This is a genomic window from Alcanivorax sp., from assembly GCF_014762765.1.
Taxonomy (GTDB): domain Bacteria; phylum Pseudomonadota; class Gammaproteobacteria; order Pseudomonadales; family Alcanivoracaceae; genus Alcanivorax.
This window is the reverse complement of the sequence record NZ_JABURH010000117.1, coordinates 6,880-27,443: the sequence shown is the minus strand read 5'-3', so window position 1 is coordinate 27,443 and position 20,564 is coordinate 6,880. Positions and strand designations below refer to the sequence as shown.

The 20,564-nt window shown below is 59.1% G+C and carries 20 protein-coding genes; 17 read left to right on the top strand and 3 right to left on the bottom strand.

What is annotated here, in order from left to right; translation table 11 throughout:
- The first annotated feature begins 231 nt into the window (after positions 1 to 231).
- The 4 genes from HUJ17_RS07710 to HUJ17_RS07695 all read left to right on the top strand — a co-directional run bounded on the left by HUJ17_RS07710 (position 232) and on the right by HUJ17_RS07695 (position 4,607).
- The gene (locus tag HUJ17_RS07710; RefSeq protein WP_290510148.1) at positions 232 to 2,421 is read left to right on the top strand and encodes a TonB-dependent receptor; all 2,190 of its coding nucleotides are present in this window, start codon (positions 232 to 234) and stop codon (positions 2,419 to 2,421) included.
- 165 nt (positions 2,422 to 2,586) lie between these two features.
- On the top strand, positions 2,587 to 2,919 hold the full coding sequence (grxD, locus tag HUJ17_RS07705; protein ID WP_062816895.1) for a Grx4 family monothiol glutaredoxin: 333 nt from the start codon (positions 2,587 to 2,589) through the stop codon (positions 2,917 to 2,919).
- 167 nt (positions 2,920 to 3,086) lie between these two features.
- On the top strand, positions 3,087 to 3,812 hold the full coding sequence (locus HUJ17_RS07700; RefSeq protein WP_290510147.1) for a PepSY-associated TM helix domain-containing protein: 726 nt from the start codon (positions 3,087 to 3,089) through the stop codon (positions 3,810 to 3,812).
- Positions 3,813 to 4,004: 192 nt separating this feature from the next.
- On the top strand, positions 4,005 to 4,607 hold the full coding sequence (locus HUJ17_RS07695) for a peroxiredoxin (RefSeq protein WP_062816897.1): 603 nt from the start codon (positions 4,005 to 4,007) through the stop codon (positions 4,605 to 4,607).
- A 236-nt stretch (positions 4,608 to 4,843) separates the two neighbouring features.
- Here HUJ17_RS07695 and rnt read toward each other — a convergent pair whose 3' ends face one another.
- Positions 4,844 to 5,512, bottom strand: coding sequence for a ribonuclease T (gene rnt, locus HUJ17_RS07690; protein WP_062816898.1), 669 nt, complete (start codon positions 5,510 to 5,512; stop codon positions 4,844 to 4,846).
- 202 nt (positions 5,513 to 5,714) lie between these two features.
- Between rnt and HUJ17_RS07685 the strand changes: the two genes are divergently transcribed.
- The 6 genes from HUJ17_RS07685 to HUJ17_RS07660 all read left to right on the top strand — a co-directional run bounded on the left by HUJ17_RS07685 (position 5,715) and on the right by HUJ17_RS07660 (position 11,860).
- Positions 5,715 to 6,938, top strand: a complete 1,224-nt coding sequence (locus HUJ17_RS07685; protein WP_290510146.1) for an argininosuccinate synthase — start codon at positions 5,715 to 5,717, stop codon at positions 6,936 to 6,938.
- A 200-nt stretch (positions 6,939 to 7,138) separates the two neighbouring features.
- Complete coding sequence (locus tag HUJ17_RS07680; protein ID WP_290510145.1) at positions 7,139 to 8,539, top strand: serine/threonine protein kinase; 1,401 nt, start codon at positions 7,139 to 7,141, stop codon at positions 8,537 to 8,539.
- 419 nt (positions 8,540 to 8,958) lie between these two features.
- Positions 8,959 to 9,342 carry a lactoylglutathione lyase gene (gloA, locus tag HUJ17_RS07675; RefSeq protein ID WP_290510144.1) on the top strand — a complete coding sequence of 128 codons (384 nt, stop codon included), beginning with the start codon at positions 8,959 to 8,961 and terminating at the stop codon, positions 9,340 to 9,342.
- Positions 9,343 to 9,353: 11 nt separating this feature from the next.
- Positions 9,354 to 9,794 carry an ATP-dependent zinc protease gene (locus tag HUJ17_RS07670; protein ID WP_290510143.1) on the top strand — a complete coding sequence of 147 codons (441 nt, stop codon included), beginning with the start codon at positions 9,354 to 9,356 and terminating at the stop codon, positions 9,792 to 9,794.
- Positions 9,791 to 10,699: a 30S ribosomal protein S6--L-glutamate ligase gene (gene rimK, locus HUJ17_RS07665; protein ID WP_290510142.1), complete on the top strand. Its 909-nt coding sequence runs from the start codon at positions 9,791 to 9,793 to the stop codon at positions 10,697 to 10,699. Before HUJ17_RS07670 ends, rimK begins: the two co-directional genes overlap by 4 nt.
- Positions 10,700 to 10,801: 102 nt before the next feature.
- A complete protein-coding gene (locus HUJ17_RS07660) occupies positions 10,802 to 11,860 on the top strand; it encodes a succinylglutamate desuccinylase/aspartoacylase family protein (RefSeq protein ID WP_290510141.1) in 1,059 nt (352 codons plus the stop codon).
- A 21-nt stretch (positions 11,861 to 11,881) separates the two neighbouring features.
- Here the strand turns inward: HUJ17_RS07660 and HUJ17_RS07655 are convergent, their stop codons facing one another.
- Positions 11,882 to 12,616: an NAD(P)H-dependent oxidoreductase gene (locus HUJ17_RS07655; protein ID WP_290510140.1), complete on the bottom strand. Its 735-nt coding sequence runs from the start codon at positions 12,614 to 12,616 to the stop codon at positions 11,882 to 11,884.
- A 97-nt stretch (positions 12,617 to 12,713) separates the two neighbouring features.
- On the opposite strand from HUJ17_RS07655, the gene HUJ17_RS07650 reads away from it, so the two are divergent.
- The 7 genes from HUJ17_RS07650 (at position 12,714) to HUJ17_RS07620 (ending at position 19,096) form a co-directional block, all read left to right on the top strand.
- A complete protein-coding gene (locus tag HUJ17_RS07650) occupies positions 12,714 to 13,595 on the top strand; it encodes a LysR family transcriptional regulator (protein ID WP_290510139.1) in 882 nt (293 codons plus the stop codon).
- Positions 13,596 to 13,679: 84 nt separating this feature from the next.
- Positions 13,680 to 14,864, top strand: coding sequence for a DUF3754 domain-containing protein (locus HUJ17_RS07645; protein WP_290510138.1), 1,185 nt, complete (start codon positions 13,680 to 13,682; stop codon positions 14,862 to 14,864).
- Positions 14,865 to 15,152: 288 nt separating this feature from the next.
- Positions 15,153 to 16,358: a sulfate adenylyltransferase gene (gene sat / locus HUJ17_RS07640; RefSeq protein ID WP_290510137.1), complete on the top strand. Its 1,206-nt coding sequence runs from the start codon at positions 15,153 to 15,155 to the stop codon at positions 16,356 to 16,358.
- Positions 16,359 to 16,427: 69 nt separating this feature from the next.
- The gene (locus HUJ17_RS07635; protein ID WP_290510136.1) at positions 16,428 to 16,610 is read left to right on the top strand and encodes a hypothetical protein; all 183 of its coding nucleotides are present in this window, start codon (positions 16,428 to 16,430) and stop codon (positions 16,608 to 16,610) included.
- Between the two features lie 138 nt (positions 16,611 to 16,748).
- The gene (locus HUJ17_RS07630; RefSeq protein WP_290510135.1) at positions 16,749 to 17,654 is read left to right on the top strand and encodes an aspartyl/asparaginyl beta-hydroxylase domain-containing protein; all 906 of its coding nucleotides are present in this window, start codon (positions 16,749 to 16,751) and stop codon (positions 17,652 to 17,654) included.
- Positions 17,655 to 17,766: 112 nt separating this feature from the next.
- Positions 17,767 to 18,303 (top strand): activator protein, encoded by a 537-nt coding sequence (locus HUJ17_RS07625; protein WP_290510134.1) that lies wholly within the window; start codon positions 17,767 to 17,769, stop codon positions 18,301 to 18,303.
- 118 nt (positions 18,304 to 18,421) lie between these two features.
- Positions 18,422 to 19,096 (top strand): hypothetical protein, encoded by a 675-nt coding sequence (locus HUJ17_RS07620; RefSeq protein WP_290510133.1) that lies wholly within the window; start codon positions 18,422 to 18,424, stop codon positions 19,094 to 19,096.
- Positions 19,097 to 19,146: 50 nt separating this feature from the next.
- Here the strand turns inward: HUJ17_RS07620 and HUJ17_RS07615 are convergent, their stop codons facing one another.
- Positions 19,147 to 20,487, bottom strand: coding sequence for a DEAD/DEAH box helicase (locus tag HUJ17_RS07615; RefSeq protein WP_290510132.1), 1,341 nt, complete (start codon positions 20,485 to 20,487; stop codon positions 19,147 to 19,149).
- Between the last annotated feature and the right edge of the window lie 77 nt (positions 20,488 to 20,564).

The following is a 20,564-nucleotide window of genomic DNA, read 5'->3' as shown; positions in this document are numbered from 1 at the left end:
GGATGGGGCGGTGGGGGAAAACCGTCATAACGGGGAGTTATTGTCGCCGAAAACCAGCTTTTCCGCTCGCGCCGGTGATCGTTTGGTCGTGGCTTCACCCGGTGGGGGTGGGTATTGCGATACGGAATGTAAATGAGAATGATAGTGAATTGATGTCGATTCGTTTTCACTGTATCTTCTCTGCGCTTACGATTTTTACATTTTTGTCATTTGCGTCGGGAAGGAACAAACATGCATTTACAGCGTCGCTTGCTTTGCTGTGCCATCGCGTCTGCCGTGGCCGCCGGGGCTGCTCCGGCTTTTGCCGATCAGGCCAATGAGCTGAAACCGGTACAGATCCTCGGGGATCGTCAGAACACCTTTAGCGTTAGTGGCTCTGCCCACGTGCTCTCCAACGAAGACCTGGAAGAAAAAGAAAACACCGATGTGCATCGCATGCTGCGTGATGTGCCCGGCGTTTACTTCCAGGAAGAGGAAGGTTATGGCCTGCGCCCGAATATTGGTATCCGTGGTTCCGGTCGTGATCGTTCCAGCAAGGTTTCCCTGATGGAAGACGGGGTACTGATCGCCCCGGCTCCTTATGCTGCCCCGGCTGCCTATTACTTCCCCAGCGCCGGTCGCTTCTACGGTATTGAAGTACTGAAAGGCCCGGACACCCTTCGCTATGGGCCCTTCACCGTGGGCGGTGCCATTAACTTCCTGTCCACCCCGATTCCTGCCCGTGCCTCCGGCATGGTCAATGTGGAAGGCGGTGAAGACGGTGCCCAGCGGGCCCATGCCTACTATGGCGCCACTGAAGGCCAGTTCGGCTTCATGTTGGAAGCCCATCAGCAGCGCACCATGGGTTTCAAGGATATTGACCGTTCCAACCGCGACAGCGGCTTCGACAAGCGGGACTATGTCGCCAAGCTGCGCTGGCAGGCCCCGGAAACGGCAGATATTCAGCAGGCGTTTGAGCTGAAACTGGAGCATTCCAGTGAAGTGTCCGACGAAACCTATCTGGGTCTGACCGACCGTGATTTTGAGCGTGATGCCAACCGTCGTTATGGCATGAGCGACATCGATCAGATGGACAACGACCGGGATGCGGTTTCCCTGCGTCATACTCTGGTATTTGACGAGAATACCCAGTTGAACTCCGTGGTGTACCGCAACGAATTCAACCGTAACTGGTACAAGCTGGCCAGCGTCGAGGGTCAGAGTATTGGTGGTTTTGTCGCCGATGCCAACGCGAATGGTGGTGTCAAGCAGGCTCAGTTGCGCGGTGCCGATGCGGATGATCTGGTATTCAAGAACAATAATCGTGAATACGTCTCCGAAGGCGTGCAGACTGAATTGAACCACCGTTTCCAGACCGGTTCCGTGGACAACGACCTGATTGTCGGTGCTCGTTACCATCAGGATGAGGTGGATCGCTATCAGCCCACCGACACCTTTGACCAGCGCAATGGCAGCCTGGTGTACCAGACGTCCACTCTGCCCACCGGCGGTGATAACCGTCTGGAAAACGCCGATGCCATGTCCGCCTGGATCATCGATCATGCCTACATCGGTGATTTTATAGTCACCGGCTCCCTGCGTTATGAGAACGTGGAAAGCAAGAGCAAGCGCTGGGGTGATCCGGCTCGCAACACCGTCAGTGCCCGTACTGAAAACCGTAACGAAGAACTGATGGCCGGCCTGGGCGCCACTTGGCTGCTTAACGACAACTGGTCTGTTCTGGCCGGTGTGCATCAGGGCTTTGCTCCGGCGGGTGCTTCTTCCAAGAAAGGCACCGATGCTGAAAAGAGCGTTAACTACGAAACCGGTTTCCGCTATTGGAACGAGAACTTCAGTGCGGATGTGATCGCCTTCTACAGCGATTATGAAAACACCATCCAGAACTGCTCCATCGCTAATCCATGCCCGAATGGTAATGACTCCGGTACCCAGAGCTTTGGTGAATCCAAAGTGCAGGGGCTGGAAGTGGGCCTCAACAGCGTAGTTTGGGAGAGCGATAGTGGTCTGCGTGCTCCGGTGCGTCTGACCTACACCTACACGGATGGCGAGATCACAGAGGATGCGGATGATCTGTCTGTGCTGGATGGCGATGTACTGCCTTACCTGCCGGAGCATCTGGCCAGCCTGACCTTTGGTTTGGAAAAGCCGGCGGCTTGGTCGGCGCTGATGTCTGTCAGCCACACCGAGGGTATGTGCATCGACAATAGCTGTGATCGCCCTGGTCAGGTAACCACTTTCAAACGCACCAGCGATTACGTGATTGCGGATGTAGTGGCCACCTACCACGTGAACAGCGATATGGAAGTGTATGCCAAGGTGGATAACGTGTTTGACGATCAGGAAATCGTCTCCCGTGATCCCGCTGGTGCACGTCCCAACAAGCCGCGTACCGGCTACCTGGGCATGAAAGTGCGCTTCTGAGGCAATCGTCTACAGCAAGAGGAAAAGGGGGCTTCGGCCCCCTTTTCTGTTGGTGGAGCCCCTTGAAGGGGGAATGCCACGGCCCCATCTGGGAGGGGCAGGGCCAACAGTGGTAGAATGGTGGCCAACCACAGCTAATACACCCCAAACCGCCAGGTAGTCAGTATGGATGTTATCCAGGTCATTAAAGACCAGATCGAAAAGAACCCGGTGATCCTCTACATGAAGGGCACCCCGCAATTCCCCCAGTGCGGTTTTTCCGCCCAGGTGGTGGAAGCCATGACCGCTGTTGGCAAGCCGTTTGCCTACGTGAACATCCTGGAGGCGCCGGAAATCCGCCAGAGCCTGAAGGAATATGCCAACTGGCCGACCTATCCGCAGCTGTGGGTGGGCGGTGAGCTGGTCGGCGGCTGCGACATCATCATGGACATGTACCGTTCCGGTCAGCTCAAGGAGCTGGTGGACGGCGCCGCCGTGGATGCCGACGACAACGCCTGATACCGTCGTCGCTTCTGACAAAAACCCGGCCTCGCGCCGGGTTTTTTTGTGTCCGGCGTTGGGGGGGCCTGACACTTTCGCTCAGCCAGTGGGATGATCCCGGTGTTGGCTCCGCTGCCGTAGCGCCTACAATCGAAGCGGATTATTCGCCGTCGCGAGGAAACCCGGTGAAACAACGCAAACCCACAGGTGGATGGCGTCGCTGGCATCGCTGGCTGGGCCTGCTGGTGGCCATGCCGGTGCTGGTGCTGTCGGTCACCGGGATTCTGCTCAATCATGTGGAGTCACTGGATTGGGCCAGTGAACCGCTGCCGCCCACCCTGGCACGTAGCTACGGTGTGCCGATACCGGAGCAGATCAATGGTAGCCCGGTGGACGGGCACTGGTACGCCCAGGCCGGAGAGCGACTCTTTGTGGATGGCCGTGCCGTGGCGGCTTGTTCGTCGCCGTTTCAGGGGGCGGTGGCGGTGCAGGGGCTTATTGTGGCCGGCTGTGGCGGTGAGTTGCTGTTGTTGCAGGGAGAGCAACTGGTGGAGCGGTTACGGCCTGCCCAGGGCGTGCCAGCCTTTACCCGTCTGGGAGTGGCGGCAGGGGCACTGATCCTGGAGACAGATAATCGCTTACTGCAGTTTGATCCGGACATGCTGGGCAGCGCGGGGGCGCCCTCGGGGGACTGGCAGCCTGCTCCGTTGGTTCCGGTACCATCGACAATATTGTCCGATTTGCAGGCGGCCAGTGTGCCGGCGGCATTGAACTGGCAGCGATTGTTGCAGGATCTCCATGCCGGGCGTCTTTTCGGGCGGGTCGGGCAGTGGGTGATGGATCTGGCGGCCCTGGTGTTGGTGGTGCTGGCGCTCACGGGAGCGCTTGTCTGGGCCCGTAGCCGGCGATAATTTGAACGGCTGAGGCCGAATTCACGGACATTGGCCGGCCTGCCTATTGAAAGCATGGCCATAATCCCCATGATAGTGCCATGCAGCGCGGCGGCAGCCGTTGTATTATCGCTGCTCAGATTCAATGTTGGTTCCGGTGAGTATGGCTTGCCGGAGATTCAATCTAGTCATAATGCATAATGGAGAGAAGCAATGGGCGTTCTGGTAGGTAAACCTGCACCTGATTTTACGGTTCCCGCAGTACTGGGCGATGGCAGCATCGTTGACGAATTCACCCTGTCCGAAGCCATCAAGGGCAAGTATGGTCTGGTGTTCTTCTACCCGCTGGACTTCACCTTTGTCTGCCCCTCCGAGCTGATCGCTCTGGATCACCGCATGGACGCGTTCAAAGAGCGCAACGTGGAAGTGATCGGTGTGTCCATCGACAGCCACTTCACCCACAACGCCTGGCGTAACACCCCGGTGAACGAAGGCGGTATCGGTCCGGTGAAATACACCCTGGCCGCTGACATGAACCACGGTATTGCCCAGTCCTACGACGTGGAATCCGAAGGTGGCATGGCATTCCGTGGCGTGTTCCTGATCGACCAGAACGGCGTGGTACGCAGCCAGATCGTTAACGATCTGCCGCTGGGCCGTAACATGGACGAGCTGATTCGTCTGGTTGACGCCCTGCAGTTCCACGAAGAGCACGGCGAAGTGTGCCCGGCGGGCTGGCAGAAAGGCGATTCCGGCATGAACGCCTCCCCGGACGGCGTGGCCGAGTACCTGTCTGGTAACGCAGACAAGCTGTAATAAAAAAGCAGCACAAAAAAGGGCGGCCCAATGGCCGCCCTTTTTTTTGGCTGCAAACTTCTGCGGTATTCAAATGTAGGGTGCACTGAGCCTAAGGCGAACTGCACCGATCCGGCATTTGATGGTGCAGTTCGCCTTAGGCTCAGTGCACCCTACGCAATCAGAGGCGGTGTTCCGGGATTCTGAGGTCCAGTCTTGTCTCGGTGTCCTCAGTGCCCTCTGTTAAAAACCCCAGTTCAATCCAGCTGCTTCGCCAGCGTTGGCGGCATATCCTTCGGCGGCGGGGGCGGCCAGCCGCCCAGGTCCTTGAAGCGGTTGACCATGGAGCAGAACAGCTCCGCGGTTCGTGTGGCATCGTAGAGCGCCGAGTGGGCCTCGCGTTGACTGAAGCGGATGCCGGCGGCTTCGCAGGCCTTGGCCAGTACGGTCTGGCCATATACCAGTCCGGCCAGGGCGGCGGTATCGAAGCTGGAGAACGGGTGGAAGGGGTTGCGTTTGATATCGGCACGTTCGGATGCCGAGTTCAGAAAGCCCTGATCAAAAAAGCTGTTATGCCCCACTAGCACCGCGCGGGTGCAGCCATGCTGTTTGATTGCCTTGCGCACCGGTTCGAACACGCCTTTCAGGGCCGTTTCTTCGGGCACGGCACCCCGCAACGGGTTGTCCGGGTCAATGCCGGTGAAATCCAGTGCCGCCTGTTCGATATTGGCCCCCGGGAAGGGGTCCACATGAAACTGGATGCGAGTGGATGGGCGCAGATAGCCCTGGGCATCCATATCAATGAGGACGGCGGCAATTTCCAGCAGCGCGTCGGTCTGGGCATTGAAGCCCCCGGTTTCCACATCAATCACTACCGGCAAAAAGCCCCGAAACCGCAGCGCCAGGCTGGGGTGCTGATCATTCATGATCACTCCATCAGACACACAAACCCCGCTTTGCCGTCGGCGACGGCCGCGAGAGGGGGCTATGCTACCGGAAAGCCCGCAGGGGCAACAGGCGCGAAAGTGGATCAGAGATGACGCCAGCCGGGCAGGGCGGGTACAATACGCGGCCTCGATTCACCGGGGGGCGCCTGATAGCGGGGCCTCTCACATGCGGAGTCTTTCAATGTCCAAGATCAACAAGGTGGTACTGGCTTATTCCGGCGGCCTGGATACCTCGGTTATCGTCAAATGGCTGCAGGATACCTATGACTGCGAGGTGGTGACCTTTACCGCCGATATCGGTCAGGGCGAAGAAGTGGAGCCGGCCCGCGCCAAGGCTGAAGCCATGGGCGTGAAGGAAATCTACATTGAAGACCTGCGCGAAGAATTTGTACGCGATTATGTATTCCCCATGTTCCGCGCCAATACCATCTATGAAGGTGAGTATCTGCTGGGTACCTCCATCGCTCGCCCGCTGATTGCCAAGCGGCTGGTGGAGATTGCCGAAGAAACCGGTGCGGATGCCATTTCCCATGGCGCCACCGGCAAGGGCAATGATCAGGTGCGTTTCGAGCTGGGCGCCTATGCCCTGGCCCCGGGCATCCAGGTGATTGCGCCCTGGCGGGAGTGGGATCTGAACTCCCGCGAGAAGCTGATGGCGTACTGTGAAGAGCGCAATATCCCGGTGGATTTTTCCAGTAAGAAAAAGAAATCCCCATACTCCATGGACGCCAACCTGCTGCACATCTCCTACGAGGGCGGCAACCTGGAAGATCCCTGGTGGGAAGCGGAAGAAGACATGTGGCGCTGGAGCGTGAGCCCGGAAGCGGCGCCGGACCAGCCTACCTACATCACTCTGACCTACGAGAAGGGTGACATCGTTGCCATCGACGGCGAGCGTCTGAGCCCTGCCGAGGTCCTGGCCAAGCTCAACAAGCTGGGTGGCGACAACGGCATCGGTCGTCTGGATATCGTCGAGAATCGCTATGTGGGCATGAAGTCCCGTGGCTGTTACGAAACCCCGGGCGGCACCATCATGATGCCGGCTCACCGTGCCATCGAGTCCCTGACCCTGGATCGCGAGTCCGCGCACCTGAAGGACTCCGTGATGCCCAAGTATGCGGAGCTGCTCTACAACGGTTACTGGTGGAGCCCGGAGCGTCTGGCCCTGCAGAAGCTCATCGACGCCACCCAGGAACACGTGAATGGCGAAGTGCGCATGAAACTGTACAAGGGCAATGCCACCGTGGTGGGGCGTCGTTCAGACAATGACAGCCTGTTCGACGCGTCTATTGCCACGTTCGAAGACGATGCCGGCGCGTACGACCAGAAGGATGCGGAAGGCTTCATCAAGCTGAATGCCCTGCGCTTGCGTATCGCCGCCAAGAACGGCCGCAAGTTGCGTTAAGGCTTCCGGGCGTTTCCCGTCCCGGAGTTGACCCCAAGAAAACCGCCACAGCCGGCAGGCTGCGGCGGTTTTTTTGTGCCCGTTGCAGGGGATTGGCGGTTACATAACGACAAGGAAAAGGCATTTAATTTGCACGGTAGTCTCAATTAGCCTGAGAGCAGCAATATTCTTACAACAACAGGCTGATCGAGGAGCTTGCCATGACTATCGGGCAATACCGTTTTTCCTTTAAGGATCTGGGGATTCTGACCTTGCTGACCGCGTCGTTGCTGGCCGGCTGTGGCGGCGGGGGCAGTGACTCCGCCGCGCCTGCCACGGCGACCGACGAAGCCCAGCGGGACGCGCCCCCGCAGCAAGACGCCCCCGATGACATCGCCGAGGAGGTACCGGAAGAGACTGACGACGGCCCACGTTCGGTGATCTTCGTGGGCAATAACTGGGAAGGGGTGATCGATGTGATCGATGCCTCCAGCTACCAGCGTCTGGGTCGTATCAGCGGGATTCCGGACCAGAAGGAACGGGAAAAAGCGATTGCCCTGAACCCCCTCGATCTGCTGTTTTTTCAGGGCATTCGGGTATTGATCGGCGAGGGCAACCACCAGTACGTGGACGACATGTACAGCTCCCCGGATGGGCGCTTGCTGATCGTGTCCCGGCCCAGCTACGCGGATGTGGTGGCCATTGATGTGGTCAGTGGCGAGATCGCCTGGCGCTTTGAGGTGGATGGTTACCGGTCTGACCATATGGCCCTGTCACCGGATGGCACCCAGGTGGCGGTATCCGCCTCCACCGGCAACGTGGTGCACATTCTGGATGTGGAAACCGGTGAGGAGCAGGGTCGTTTCCCGTCCGGGGATTCTCCCCACGAAAACATCTATTCCGAGGATGGCGAGCGTATTTACCATGCCAGCATCGGTACCGTGTACACGCCGCTGGACAATGAGCTGGTGGGTGATCTGACCGACGGGCTGCTGGGGCAGAACCTGCTGGATGCCACCAAGGGTGAGCGGGTGTTCCAGGTGGTGGACGCCAACAGCCTGGAAATCATCAAGCAACTGGACCTGGCTGCGGATCTGGCAGAGGCCGGTTACGGCAATCTCAGCACCGCGGTGCGGCCCATGGCACACACCGCCGACGAACGCTATTTCTACTTCCAGCTGTCCTTCCTGCACGGCTTTATCGAGTACGACATGCAGGAAGAGAAAGTGCTGCGACTGGCCGAGTTGCCGGACCTGACCAACGGGTTGCCCCGGGAGTTCTACGTGAATGACTCCGCCCATCACGGCATCGCCCTGAGTGCCGACGACAGCACCCTCTGCGTGGCCGGCACCATGAGCGACTACGTAGCGCTGGTAAATCGTGAGGATTTCTCCCATCAGCTGAAAACCGGTATCGGCGAAAAGCCCTACTGGGTGACTACCAGCGCCGATGGCAATCACTGCTATGTATCCTGGAGCGGCACCGACCAGATGTCCGTGTTCAATTACCAGACCGGCCAGGAAGTGGCCCGCGTGGATGTGGGGGATCATCCGCAACGCATCCGCGAGGGGAGTGTGCCGGAGGCATGGGTCGAGGCGCAGGGCAGCCTGTTCTTGCCCTGAGTCGCGATGCATAACGCGCTGCCCGTCGGGGCGTCGCTGGCGGCGCGATCACCGCAATGCCCGCCCGTTTACAACGAAGCGGCTGTAGGCGTTTCTCTCGAGGGACGATCCACGCATCAGCGTGGAAATAGGCCGAGGCGCCGATCCAGGATTCGGTTCGGCGCAGATTCGTCCCTCGAGAGGAACTCCTACAGTGGCTTTTTCGATATCACGGTTCGCGCTGCCAGTAACGTTGTTGCGGCGGGATAACGTCCAGACTGTCTGTCATGAGCGGCACTTACCTGAATGTTTTACAGCCTTCATCGCCGTAAACCCACTTTTTCATTGTCAATCCTCCCCTCTGCCACCACTATTCGCCCTGTAGATAGCTGGGGCTGCGTGCCCGCTGAATTTTGCTGATATCAGGAGCGAAGTAAGCAATGCGAATCCTGCATACCATGCTGCGCGTGGGCAATCTGGATCGGTCCGTGGCCTTCTATACCGAGGTGCTGGGCATGAAGGAGTTGCGCCGCAAGGAGTACCCGGAAGGCCGCTTCACCAATGTTTTTGTGGGCTATCAGCCGGAATCCCGGGGCGCGGTGCTGGAGTTGACCTTTAACTGGGATCAGCACGAGTACGATCTGGGCGATGGCTACGGCCATGTGGCCCTGGCGGTGGACGACGTGTACGCTGCTTGTGAGCGTATTCGCGATCGGGGCGGGCGCATCACCCGCGAACCTGGTCCCATGAAACATGGCACCACCATCCTGGCGTTTGTAGAAGACCCGGATGGCTACAAGATCGAACTGCTGGAAAGGGACTGATGGGTTCTTCAATGCCAACAAGCAAGGTCACCGTCGGCTGGCGGGAATGGGCATCCTTGCCCGAACTGGACATCGAAGCGATCAAGGTCAAGGTGGATACCGGAGCACGCACCTCGGCGCTGCACGCCTTTCAGGTGGAAAGCTTTCAGCGCGATGACCAGGAATGGGTCCGCTTTTCCATCCACCCGATTCAAGGGCAGGATCAGGTTCGCCACTGTGAGGCGCCGGTGCTGGATCGCCGCGTTGTTACCGACTCCGGTGGTCACAAGGAAGAGCGTCCGGTGATCCTCACGGACATAGAGCTCTGTGGCCGCCGTTGGCCCATTGAAATCACCCTGACCGATCGCGAAAACATGATATTCCGTATGCTGCTGGGCCGCACCGCCATGGGCGAGATTGTTGTCGATCCCACGGCATCTTTTCTATTAGGTGGAAACAAAGAGCAACCATGAAAATTGCCATTCTTTCGAGAAACAAGCGACTGTACTCCACTCGCCGACTGGTGGAAGCGGGCGAGGCTGCCGGCCACGAAATGCATGTGATCGATACCCTGCGTTGCTACATGAGCATGGTCTCCCACAAGCCGGAAATTCACTTCAAGGGCGAAGTGCTGGAAGGCTTTGATGCGGTGATTCCCCGGATTGGCGCCTCCATCACTCAGTACGGCACGGCGGTATTGCGCCAGTTCGAAATGATGGGCGTTTTCCCGGTCAATGAATCCGTAGCGATTTCCCGCTCGCGGGACAAGCTGCGTTCCCTGCAGTTGCTGTCCCGTAAGGGCGTGGGCCTGCCGATTACCGGCTTTGCCCACTCCCCGGATGATATTCCCGATCTGATCAACATGGTTCGCGGGGCTCCTCTGGTGATCAAGATGCTGGAAGGTACCCAGGGTATCGGCGTGGTGCTGGCGGAAACCCGCAAGGCGGCGGAATCGGTGATCGAGGCCTTCATGGGCCTCAACGTGTCGGTGATGGTGCAGGAGTACATCAAGGAAGCCGGCGGCGCCGACATTCGTTGTTTCGTGGTGGGTGGCAAGGTGATTGCCGCCATGAAACGCCAGGCCCTGCCCGGCGAATTCCGGTCCAACCTGCATCGTGGCGGCAGCGCCAGCCTGATCCGCATTACCCCGGAAGAGCGTGCCACCGCCGTGCGAGCTGCTCGTATCATGGGGCTGAATGTGGCCGGTGTGGACATCCTGCGCTCCAACCATGGTCCGCTGGTGATGGAAGTTAACTCCTCGCCGGGTCTGGAGGGGATCGAAACCTCCACCAATAAAGACGTGGCAGGCATGGTCATCAAGTTCATCGAAAAGGATGCCCGCCCCTACCGGACCCAGACCAAGGGCTCGAAGGGGTAAGGCAGTTAATAGTTAATAGCGAAAACCTCCCAACCTTGTTGGTTCCCCGGCCTGTTGTCGGGGCCATCAAGGACGGAGCGCCGGTGTTGGCTCGGGTAAAAAATGAAAAACACGAAAGAACCCAAAGTATTGCCGTTTGAACTGGATGGCGTCAGCGTCAAGCCTGGCACCCGTGCCAAGGTGGAGCTGCCGTTGGCGCAGCTCTATACCCAGACGCCTCTTAACGTCCCCATCCATGTGATCCATGGCCGCAAGCCCGGGCCGGTGTTGATGGTCAGCGCGGCGATTCACGGCGACGAACTCAACGGGGTGGAAATCATCCGCCGCCTGTTGCGCCACTCCGCCCTGAAAAGCCTCAGCGGTACGCTGCTGGCGGTGCCGGTGGTCAACGTGTTTGGTTTTATCCACAAGACCCGTTACCTGCCGGACCGCCGTGATCTGAATCGCTGTTTCCCCGGCTCGGAAACCGGCAGCCTGGGCGCGCGCATGGCCTGGCAGTTCAAAAGCCAGGTACTGGATAGGGCTACCCATGCGGTGGACCTGCATACCGGCGCTGTGCACCGGGCCAACCTGCCGCAGATCAGGGCCGACCTGTCCAACGAGGACACCGCCGCCATGGCCAACGCCTTTGGCGTGCCGGTGGTGATCAACTCGGTACTGGGGGAGGGTACCTTGCGGGAAGTGGCTGAAGCCCAGGGCATCCCGGTGATTACTTACGAGGCCGGCGAAGCCCTGCGTTTTGACGAAGCCTGCATCCGCGCCGGCGTTAAAGGCGTACTCAATATCCTCCAGCACCTGGGCATGACCGGTGCCCGGCGCGCCAAGCTGCCCAGCGAGCCCTATATCGCCCGTTCATCAAGTTGGGTACGTGCCGAGCGCGATGGGGTTTTCCTGCCGCTGGTGGCACTGGGTGCCTGGATCAAGAAAGACGACCTGATCGGTCGCATCTCCAGCCCCTTCGGCGGCGATGATGTGAACATTCACTCCCCGGCCGCCGGTATCCTGGTGGGGCGCAATAACATGCCCCTGGTGAACGAAGGTGAAGCGCTTTATCACATTGCCCGATTCGAGGAAGTCAGCGAAGTGGCGCAGTCCCTGGAAGTATTCACCAGCGATATTGAAAAGGGGCCGACCCTGTCCGGGGAGCCACCGATTGTGTAATGGGTGAGGGGGTGAGGCTGCTCACCCCGCATCGGTTTTTTGTCGGCCGTTTTCATCCCAGTCAGCCCAGCCCGGAAACGTCATTGGCCGGGACTGATTTACTTGCATCAAGCGTTCCCGCCAGTTTTCCTGTTGCTCCTGAAGGTGCCCGGTAAAGGCATTGTCATTCCGGTAGCGATAGCCATGCCCCTGAATGCCGCCGGCCACAAAGGGAGGCAGTACCCTGAACCCCAGATAATGCAGTGAATAGTGCAGCGGCCAGAGCAGGGCGTTGATGTCGCCACCGCGCCCGCCCGGTTCCAGGGCTGTGGCGGGGGCGCCGGTGGTGACCGAGAGTAGCGCCCGGCGGCCACGGAAGTAGCCGGCGTCGTAACGCATCCGGCTGGTGTAAAGTCCGCCGCTGACCATCACCCGGTCAAACCACCCTTTCAGCAGGGCCGGGGCACCGTGCCACCAGAGCGGAAACTGCAGGATCAGCAGCTCGGCCCACTCCAGGCGATCAATCTCCCGCTGGACATCCGCCGGCAGATTGCCCTGCTGCCAGGCATGGCGTTGTTCCGCCAGCGGAGAGAACACGGCTGGATCGGCACGATCAGAGTAGTGTTGTGGCCCTTCCACCGGCTGGAAACCTTCGCCATAGAGATCGGAGACCCTTACCGCATGACCCTGCTCCGTCAGTGTACGGTGGGCGGTCCGGCTTAGGGTGGCATTGAAAGATTGCGGCTCGGGGTGGCAGTGAATAATGAGCACTCGCATGGTGGGCCTCCTGGGCGTTGCTGGATCAGAGACCCCGATGCTAGGCTGTTCCTTGACGAACAAATATTCCATTTCTTGGCAAATCAGCTTTGCAAATATGAACAGAAGCCTGCAATGGGATGATCTGCGTGTGGTGCTGGCCATTGTCCGGGCGGGTTCTCTGTCCGGGGCTGCCCGTGGCCTCGGGGTCAGCCACGCCACCGTTTTTCGGCGTCTGCAGACCGTGGAAGAGCGACTGGGTGTGAGATTGTTCGAGCGTGGGCGCAGCGGCTATACCGCCACGGCAGCCGGAGAGGCGCTGGCGGTGACGGCAGAGGACATGGAAACCCGGGTACTGGATGTGGAAAGGCAGGTGGCCGGGCGCGACCTTCAGCCAGTGGGCACAGTACGCCTGACCACCACTGACACCCTGTTCGACCGGGTGCTGTCCCCCTTGCTGGCGGAGTGCCGCCGAGCATATCCGGAGATTGCACTGGAAGTGGTTGTGCCCAGTCAGCGGGTCAACCTGTCCCGGCGTGAGGCGGATATCGCCATCCGGCCCTCTTCCAATCCACCGCCGACCCTGGTTGGACGGCGAGTGGGCGTGGTTCGCCAGGCGATCTACCTCCATCAGCAGCTGGCGAGCAAGGCGGCGGACTGGCAGGCGCTGGACTGGATAGGGCCGGATGACAGCATGGGCTACCGGTCACTGGATGGCTGGATGCGCAAGCAAGGGGTTGATGGCCGCTGCCGCTTGCGGGTGGATACCACCCGTGGGCTGTATGCCGCGGTGCGTGATGGCCTGGGTCCGGCGGTGCTGCCCTGTTATCTGGGGGACAGCAATCCGGACCTGCGGCGTCTCGATGATGTGCCGTCCCTGACCTCGGATCTCTGGTTGCTGACCCATGCGGATCTACGCAAGACCGCACGAATCCGCGTGTTGATGGATTTTCTGGGCGATGCCCTGCGGGCGCACCCCCAGGTAGGGTTGGGCGAATAGCGCGGCGTTCTGCCGGCGCTGTCGGGTCGACTTGCTCGTACACCATGGCACAATCGCTTGAATGCCATGAAAAGGGACACTGCCGTGAGAACTGTTGCCACCCCATTGCGTTACATCCCTTTCCGTCGCAAGGATATTGTGGCCATGTGCCTGGCAGAAGAAAGGCTCACTGAGAAACAGGCGGCACAGTTCCAACAGTTGGGGGAGCAGCTGCAGGCCTCCTTGCACCAGCATTTCCATTCCCGCCAGGAAGCCCTGAAGGAAGCCTACCTGGCGGTGAATCCCCAGGCCCGGTTGCTGGACAGTGGCCTTTTGACCGAGTCTCCGGAAGACCTGAAAGTGTTGCTGGCGGAATTGCTGGAGCAGGCGAATTACGAACCGGTGACCGAGGCAGATCTGGCAGCGGCGCTGGAAGAGGCCTCCCTGTTCAAGGTGCGACTGCAGGTGGATTTCTCCCGCTTCGAGGAGGTGCTGCTTTACAGCCGAGGGCAGAGCCAGCGCACGGAAAGCCTGAAACTGTTGTGGGGGCTGTATCGCAAGACAGTCACCTTTACCCATTACGATAATGTGGCCCTGTACCTGAAGGTACCGCCGGAGGAGGGGGAAGAGGGCGCTGGCGAGCGGGTTTATCTCAAGCTGTTCGAGAATGTGCCCAAGGCGGATATCGAGATGCTGTTCCCGGAAACCCAGGTACGCATGCGCAACATCGACAAACTGCTTATCGGCGTACCGGCGCTGGTGGGTGGCGGAGTGATGCTGACCACCAAGCTGGGAGCCACATTACTGCTGATCGGCTCGCTGCTGGGCTTCTGGCTGGGAATGCATGCGGAGCCGGTGACGCTGGACAAGGCTGCGTTATTGGCCCTGCTGGCGGGGCTGGGCACCCTGGCGGGCTTTATCTGGAAACAGGTGAAGAACTTCCGCACCCGCAAGCTGCAGTTCGTGCAGGCGCTGACCCGTAACCTCTATTTCAAGAATGTGGCAAACAATGCCAGCGTGATCTATCAGCTGGTGGATGAGGCCGAGGAGGAAGAGTGCAAGGAAATCCTGCTGGCCTATTATTTCCTGCTCACCGCTCCACAGCCGCTGTCGGCAAAAGCGCTGGACGAACAGATCGAACACTGGTTTTTGCAGCGTTGGCAGTATCGGCTGGATTTTGAAATCAGCGATGCGCTGGCCAAGCTGGAACGATTGGGGGTGGCCCGGCGCGATAACGACAATGACTGGCAGGCTTGCCCGCTGGAACAGGCGTTGGCGGTGGTGGCCTGAGTATGCAGGGAGTTTTCAGAGGCTCCTTAACTCGCAAGGCTCCTCAACCGGCTGTTTTTCATCGACAATCTGGACGGCTGGTATGCGGGTGAGCAAGCCGGGTAAGAGCGGCGCAATCGGCCACATCAAGGGCCTTGCCGGGTGAGCTATCGCTAGTAATATGCTTTTTGATGCGTATGTTTGCGTGTGTCAGCTTTTCCCGCCATTGCCGGGCCGACCTGCTGCCGATCCTCTGCTATACTGCGCCGCGCATGCATACCTCGTTGATTGAGCATATGGAGTAAATTGATGGTCTCTTTGGTCAAGCCGCATGGTGCGGACGCATTGAAACCCCTGTACGTCGCCGATGAAGACGCGCGCGTTGCCTTGCAGCATGAAGCAGAGTCTCTGCCCTCGGTGGTAATCAGTTCGGCAGCTGCCGCCAATGCGGTCATGATGGGGGCCGGTTATTTCACCCCGCTGACTGGCTACATGAACAAGGCTGACATGCTGTCAGTGGCCGAAAACATGACCACTGCCGACGGCCTGTTCTGGCCGGTGCCGATCGTCAATATGCTGAAGGATGTCAGCGCCATCAAAGGTGCCAAGCGCATTGCCCTGCGTGATCCCAATGTGGATGGTGAGCCGGTGATTGCGGTGATGGACGTAGCGGCTATCGAGGAAGCTACTGACGAGGAACTGGAAGCTGTTGCCGAGCAGGTCTTCGCTACCAACGATAAACAGCACCCGGGCGTGGCCAACTTCCTTGCTGCAGGAAACTTTATCGTTTCCGGCGATATCCAGGTGTTGAACTATTCCTATTTCGCCGACGACTTCCCCGATACCTTCCGCACCGCGGTTTCCATTCGCAATGAGTTTGTTGAGCGTGGCTGGAATAATGTGGTCGCCTTCCAGACCCGTAACCCGATGCACCGCGCCCACGAAGAACTGTGCCGCATGGCCCAGGAAGCGCTGAACGCTGACGGTATCCTGATTCACATGCTGCTGGGCAAATTGAAAGCGGGTGATATTCCGGCCGACGTGCGCGATGCCTCCATTCGAAAAATGGTCGAAGTGTATTTCCCGCCCAATACCGTGATGATTACCGGTTACGGCTTCGACATGCTGTACGCCGGTCCGCGTGAAGCTGTCCTGCATGCGGTATTCCGCCAGAACTGCGGTTGCAGCCATTTGATTGTTGGTCGTGACCACGCCGGTGTTGGTGATTATTACGGCGCCTTCGACGCACAAACCATCTTCCAGGAGAAAGTGCCAGCCGACGCACTGGAAATTAAAATCTTCGAGGCCGACCACACCGCCTATTCGAAGAAGCTGGATCGTGTGGTGATGATGCGTGATGTGCCTGATCACACCAAGGACGACTTTGTTCTGCTGTCAGGCACCAAGGTGCGCGAGATGCTGGGCCAGGGCATTGCGCCCCCGCCGGAATTCTCCCGCCCTGAAGTGGCACAGATTCTGATGGATTATTACCAGGCACAGGACGCCGGGAAGTAATCTGTCCTGAGCGTATCTGCGCTCAAGGCGCATCGGGAAAAGCCTCTTTTTAGAGGCTTTTTTCGTTTCATGGTTGTGCCTGTCCTCTATGGCTCGACGTTCTCGCTCAGTGATGCGCGGGCCAGGCTGGAGCGACTGGGGCAGGCCGGGCGAGACGCCGGTAACCACTGGCAGGCGTATCCGCTGGAACAGGCGCTGGTCACCCTATCGCGGCAATACCTCCGTTCCCTGTTTCTCACTACGGGCCAATAGTACCGAGTAGCGGCAGCAAATTACCGATGTGCCTCCGGTTTTGCGGGCCAATATGAGGTAAAATCCCGCCCATTCATTTTTCCGGGTGCCGCGTTTCACTGTTGAACACCCCGTTGGCAGAGTTTAAAGGTACAGGTTATGGCCGTTATTGTGGTCTGTTTGCTCGTCTATGTGGGCTGCATCGTGTTTATCCGGGTGCGTAACCGGGAGCCGTTTGGCCTCAAGCGCCAGCTTTCCGATTTTTCCACCTTCATGGTGCCGTTCAATATTCCGGCCTACCTGCTGTCGAAGATTCCCACCACGCCGCGGATCGACAAGTCCTGCCTGCCGGAGCTGCAGCTGCTGGAGGACAACTGGGAAACCATCCGCGATGAGGCTCTGGCCCTGTATAGCGGAGGCAATATCACCGCCAAGGATGATCTGCCCGCCAGCAGCTTCTACAAGGATGGCCGCTGGACCAGCTTTTACCTGAAGGTCTATGACAACAAGCTGCCGTCCGCCTATGCGCTGGCGCCCAAGACCATGGCGCTGCTGGACCAGATGCCGACCATGAACATCGCGTTGTTTGCGGTGTTGATGCCGGGCAAGAAGCTCAACCGTCACCATGATCCGTTTGCCTACACGGTGCGCTATTCCCTGGGGCTGAGTACGCCCAATGATGAAAAATGTGGGCTGACCATCAACGAGGAAGACTACATCTGGCGTGACGGAGAGAGCGTGGTCTTCGATGAAACCTACATCCACTCCGCCTGGAACCGCACCGACACCCCGCGCATCATCCTGATGACCGATGTGGACCGGCCCATGAAATGGAAGTGGGTGCAGAAGGTGTACTGGTATTTCGGCTGGTTCTTCAACCGCCTGTTTTTCATCGACAACCTGGATAGCAGCCACACCGGGGTCGGTAACAAGCTGGGCAAAGGGGTGCTTGCCTACAAGGGGTTCCTGAAATCCGTAAAGCGGAAAAACAAGCCCTTCTATGTGACCGCCAAGTGGGCAGTGGTGCTGGCGGTACTGGGTAGTATCGGTTACCAGCTGGTGTAGTTCGGCGCACAAAGAAACTGCCGAATGGTCGTGATTTTGCGGCTGGTTGGTTTGGGAGGACTGCCCGATCATGCCAACATGCCGGTGAACACATCGGTAAGGGATAACAACAATGATAAGGAACATCATTGCCTGGACCTTTCTGGTCTGGGCCTGTGTCGGGGTGACCAGCGCAGACGTGACGGTGGCGCCGGCGGGGGCATTCTCAGCCAGTGGCAAGCTGGCCATGAAAAAGGGCGCCATTCCGGTCAGTTGTCATACCACGTTTAACGGCCAGGTCAGTGATCAGGGGGCGATCCGGGTGACCGAGGTCATCTTCGGCGGCATGAATCCATTGTGCAAAAGCATCAAGGCACTGGCGCTGCCCTGGCAGGGCCAGGTGGATAATCCGGGGCGACTCACGGTGGACGATATGCAGGTCAAGGTCCGGGTGCCGCTATTGGGTGGTATCTGTGGTCCGGGGCCGGTGACTCTGGTCTGGGGCAACAAGGATGGTTCGGCCACATTTGATGCGGTGACACTGGGCCCGGACTGTGCCATGGATGGCACCATGATCACCTCGCCGCAGGTGGATATCCGCCGTGCCGAACAACCCGCCGGCTCCTCAGAAACGGTCCGCCAACCCGGTGTTACTCAGCACACCAGTTAATCATGCCTGCGTATAGGCTTTGTTATTCCGGCCCGATCGGCGTTTCCCCTCGGGCCAACGCCCCGCTATCATGAGTTTTTTCAGTGACAGCAACTGTTTGCAAGGCAAGGACATAACAATGCAGAACGTGGTGGCGATTCCCGCTAACCCGGCGCTGGTCAACAGCACCGAAGACTTCCTTCATGCCGTCGAGCACGATCGTAAAGACAGCGCCGAGAAATTCATTCATATGGTGGATCATCTCACCGACCGGATTCTCAGCCTGTTTCTGGTAGAGCCGGCCAATATGACCGAGCTGTCCGGTGGCCAGAAAAAAGTGATCGACTTTGCCGTGTCCACCGCCGGTAAGGCATCCAGCATGCTCACCCGCCAGATCTTCAAGAAAGTCACCAACGCGGAATTCGCTCCGGTGGTGAAGAACGTGAAGGCCATGTACTGGCAGGCTGGTGACGATAACGACAACCACGCCAGCATCGCTTTCCCGGTGGAAGACAGCTTCGCTGAGGATTTCCGCAAGGCTACCGAGCTGTGTGCGGCGGGCAAGGGCACCGAAGACGTGGCCCTGGTCACCCGGGTGATGAGCGCCATGTCGGACAAGATCATCGATGAAGTCTTTGTCGCCAACACCAAGGAAGTAAAAATCGGCTTTGTAACCCAGAAGGCCCTGAATGTAGGCATTGATGGCAGCCGCAAGGCCGTACACGCAGTGAACAACAAGGTGCTGAAGGATCTGAGCGATGATGAACTGAAAGGCTATATGGCCCATTATCAGGGGCTGCTGCGGCAGCGATAAGCTACGAGCCAGAAGCCAGAAAAAAGGCGCCGATTGGCGCCTTTTTTCGTTCAGGACTGCTGGGCTTGCGGCCGGCGGTTGCCTGCCGGGCGACGCCGTCGCTGGCTGTTGCCGCCGGGGCGGCTGTTGTTATTGGCCGGGCGAGCCTGACGGTTCTGGCCGTTGCCGCCACTGCTGTCTGAGCGGGCATGGGCAGGTTTGGCTTTCTTGGGACGTTTGCGCTTCGGTGGCTGCAGCGCCCCCGCTGCCGGTAGCGGCTCGCCAGGCTCGAAGCCGGCCACGATCTTGCGCTCCAGCTGCTGCTGGGTCAGCCGTTCAATATCTTTCAGCTGTTGGGCTTCATCGGCACTGACCAGGGAAATGGCCTGGCCGGTGGCGCCGGCACGGCCGGTGCGACCGATGCGGTGCACGTAGTCTTCCGGCACATTGGGCAGGTCTACGTTTACCACCTGTGGCAACTGCTCGATGTCCAGGCCCCGGGCAGCGATGTCGGTGGCGACCAATGCACGGATCTTGCCGTTCTTGAAGTCTGCCAGGGCCCGTGTGCGGGCATTCTGGCTCTTGTTGCCGTGGATGGCTGCGGCTTCGATACCGTTGCTCTCCAACTGCTTGGCCAGCTTGTTGGCGCCGTGCTTGGTACGGCTGAACACCAGCACCTGGAACCAGTTGTTGTCCTGGATCAGGTGAGTAAGGAGTGCCGCCTTGCGCTGTTTGTCCACCGGGGCGATCCACTGGGTGACCAGCTCGGTGGTGGTGTTGCGTGGGCTCACATCGATTTCCACCGGATCGTTCACCAGGCCTTTGGCCAAGGCGCGGATTTCCGGGGAGAAGGTGGCCGAAAACATCAGGTTTTGCCGTTTCGGCGGCAGTTTGGAGAGGATCTTGCGTATGTCGTGGATGAAACCCATGTCGAGCATACGATCCGCTTCGTCCAGCACCAGTATTTCCAGGCGGTCGAATTTCACTGCGTTCTGCTGATAGAGATCCAGCAGGCGCCCGGGAGTGGCTACCAGAATATCGGCACCGCCACGCAGGCGCTGCATCTGCGGATTGACCTTCACACCGCCGAATACCACGGTGGAAGTGAGCGGCAGATTCTTGCCGTAGGTGGCCACACTTTCGGCGACCTGGGCGGCCAGTTCCCGGGTGGGGGTCAATACCAGGGCGCGTACCTGGTTGTTACTGGCGGCCTGGCCGGCGCGCAGGCGCTCCAGCAGGGGCAGGGTAAAACCGGCGGTCTTGCCGGTGCCGGTCTGGGCAGCAGCCATGACATCGCGGCCGCTGAGTACGGCGGGGATGGCCTGGGCCTGGATCGGTGACGGGGTGTGATAACCCTGATCGGCAACAGCGGCCAACAGGTCATCCCCCAGTCCAAGGGAAGTAAAAGGCATTTAATTGGGTCTGACATAAGAAGGGGCGGCAAGCCTACCCCATCCCGGAGCGGAACACGAGCCCGGTGGTCTGGTGG

Bases quoted from the DNA above. Each gene is read 5' to 3' on its own strand.
- gloA (WP_290510144.1), top strand. From the start codon at position 8,959: ATGCGAATCCTGCATACCATGCTGCGCGTGGGCAATCTGGATCGGTCC.
- sat (WP_290510137.1), top strand. From the start codon at position 15,153: ATGGTCTCTTTGGTCAAGCCGCATGGTGCGGACGCATTGAAACCCCTG.
- rimK (WP_290510142.1), top strand. From the start codon at position 9,791: ATGAAAATTGCCATTCTTTCGAGAAACAAGCGACTGTACTCCACTCGC.
- HUJ17_RS07685 (WP_290510146.1), top strand. From the start codon at position 5,715: ATGTCCAAGATCAACAAGGTGGTACTGGCTTATTCCGGCGGCCTGGAT.
- HUJ17_RS07630 (WP_290510135.1), top strand. From the start codon at position 16,749: ATGGCCGTTATTGTGGTCTGTTTGCTCGTCTATGTGGGCTGCATCGTG.
- HUJ17_RS07650 (WP_290510139.1), top strand. From the start codon at position 12,714: ATGAACAGAAGCCTGCAATGGGATGATCTGCGTGTGGTGCTGGCCATT.
- HUJ17_RS07635 (WP_290510136.1), top strand. From the start codon at position 16,428: ATGGTTGTGCCTGTCCTCTATGGCTCGACGTTCTCGCTCAGTGATGCG.
- HUJ17_RS07615 (WP_290510132.1), bottom strand. From the start codon at position 20,487: ATGCCTTTTACTTCCCTTGGACTGGGGGATGACCTGTTGGCCGCTGTT.
- grxD (WP_062816895.1), top strand. From the start codon at position 2,587: ATGGATGTTATCCAGGTCATTAAAGACCAGATCGAAAAGAACCCGGTG.
- HUJ17_RS07655 (WP_290510140.1), bottom strand. From the start codon at position 12,616: ATGCGAGTGCTCATTATTCACTGCCACCCCGAGCCGCAATCTTTCAAT.
- HUJ17_RS07670 (WP_290510143.1), top strand. From the start codon at position 9,354: ATGCCAACAAGCAAGGTCACCGTCGGCTGGCGGGAATGGGCATCCTTG.
- HUJ17_RS07625 (WP_290510134.1), top strand. From the start codon at position 17,767: ATGATAAGGAACATCATTGCCTGGACCTTTCTGGTCTGGGCCTGTGTC.
- HUJ17_RS07660 (WP_290510141.1), top strand. From the start codon at position 10,802: ATGAAAAACACGAAAGAACCCAAAGTATTGCCGTTTGAACTGGATGGC.
- rnt (WP_062816898.1), bottom strand. From the start codon at position 5,512: ATGAATGATCAGCACCCCAGCCTGGCGCTGCGGTTTCGGGGCTTTTTG.
- HUJ17_RS07680 (WP_290510145.1), top strand. From the start codon at position 7,139: ATGACTATCGGGCAATACCGTTTTTCCTTTAAGGATCTGGGGATTCTG.
- HUJ17_RS07710 (WP_290510148.1), top strand. From the start codon at position 232: ATGCATTTACAGCGTCGCTTGCTTTGCTGTGCCATCGCGTCTGCCGTG.
- HUJ17_RS07695 (WP_062816897.1), top strand. From the start codon at position 4,005: ATGGGCGTTCTGGTAGGTAAACCTGCACCTGATTTTACGGTTCCCGCA.
- HUJ17_RS07620 (WP_290510133.1), top strand. From the start codon at position 18,422: ATGCAGAACGTGGTGGCGATTCCCGCTAACCCGGCGCTGGTCAACAGC.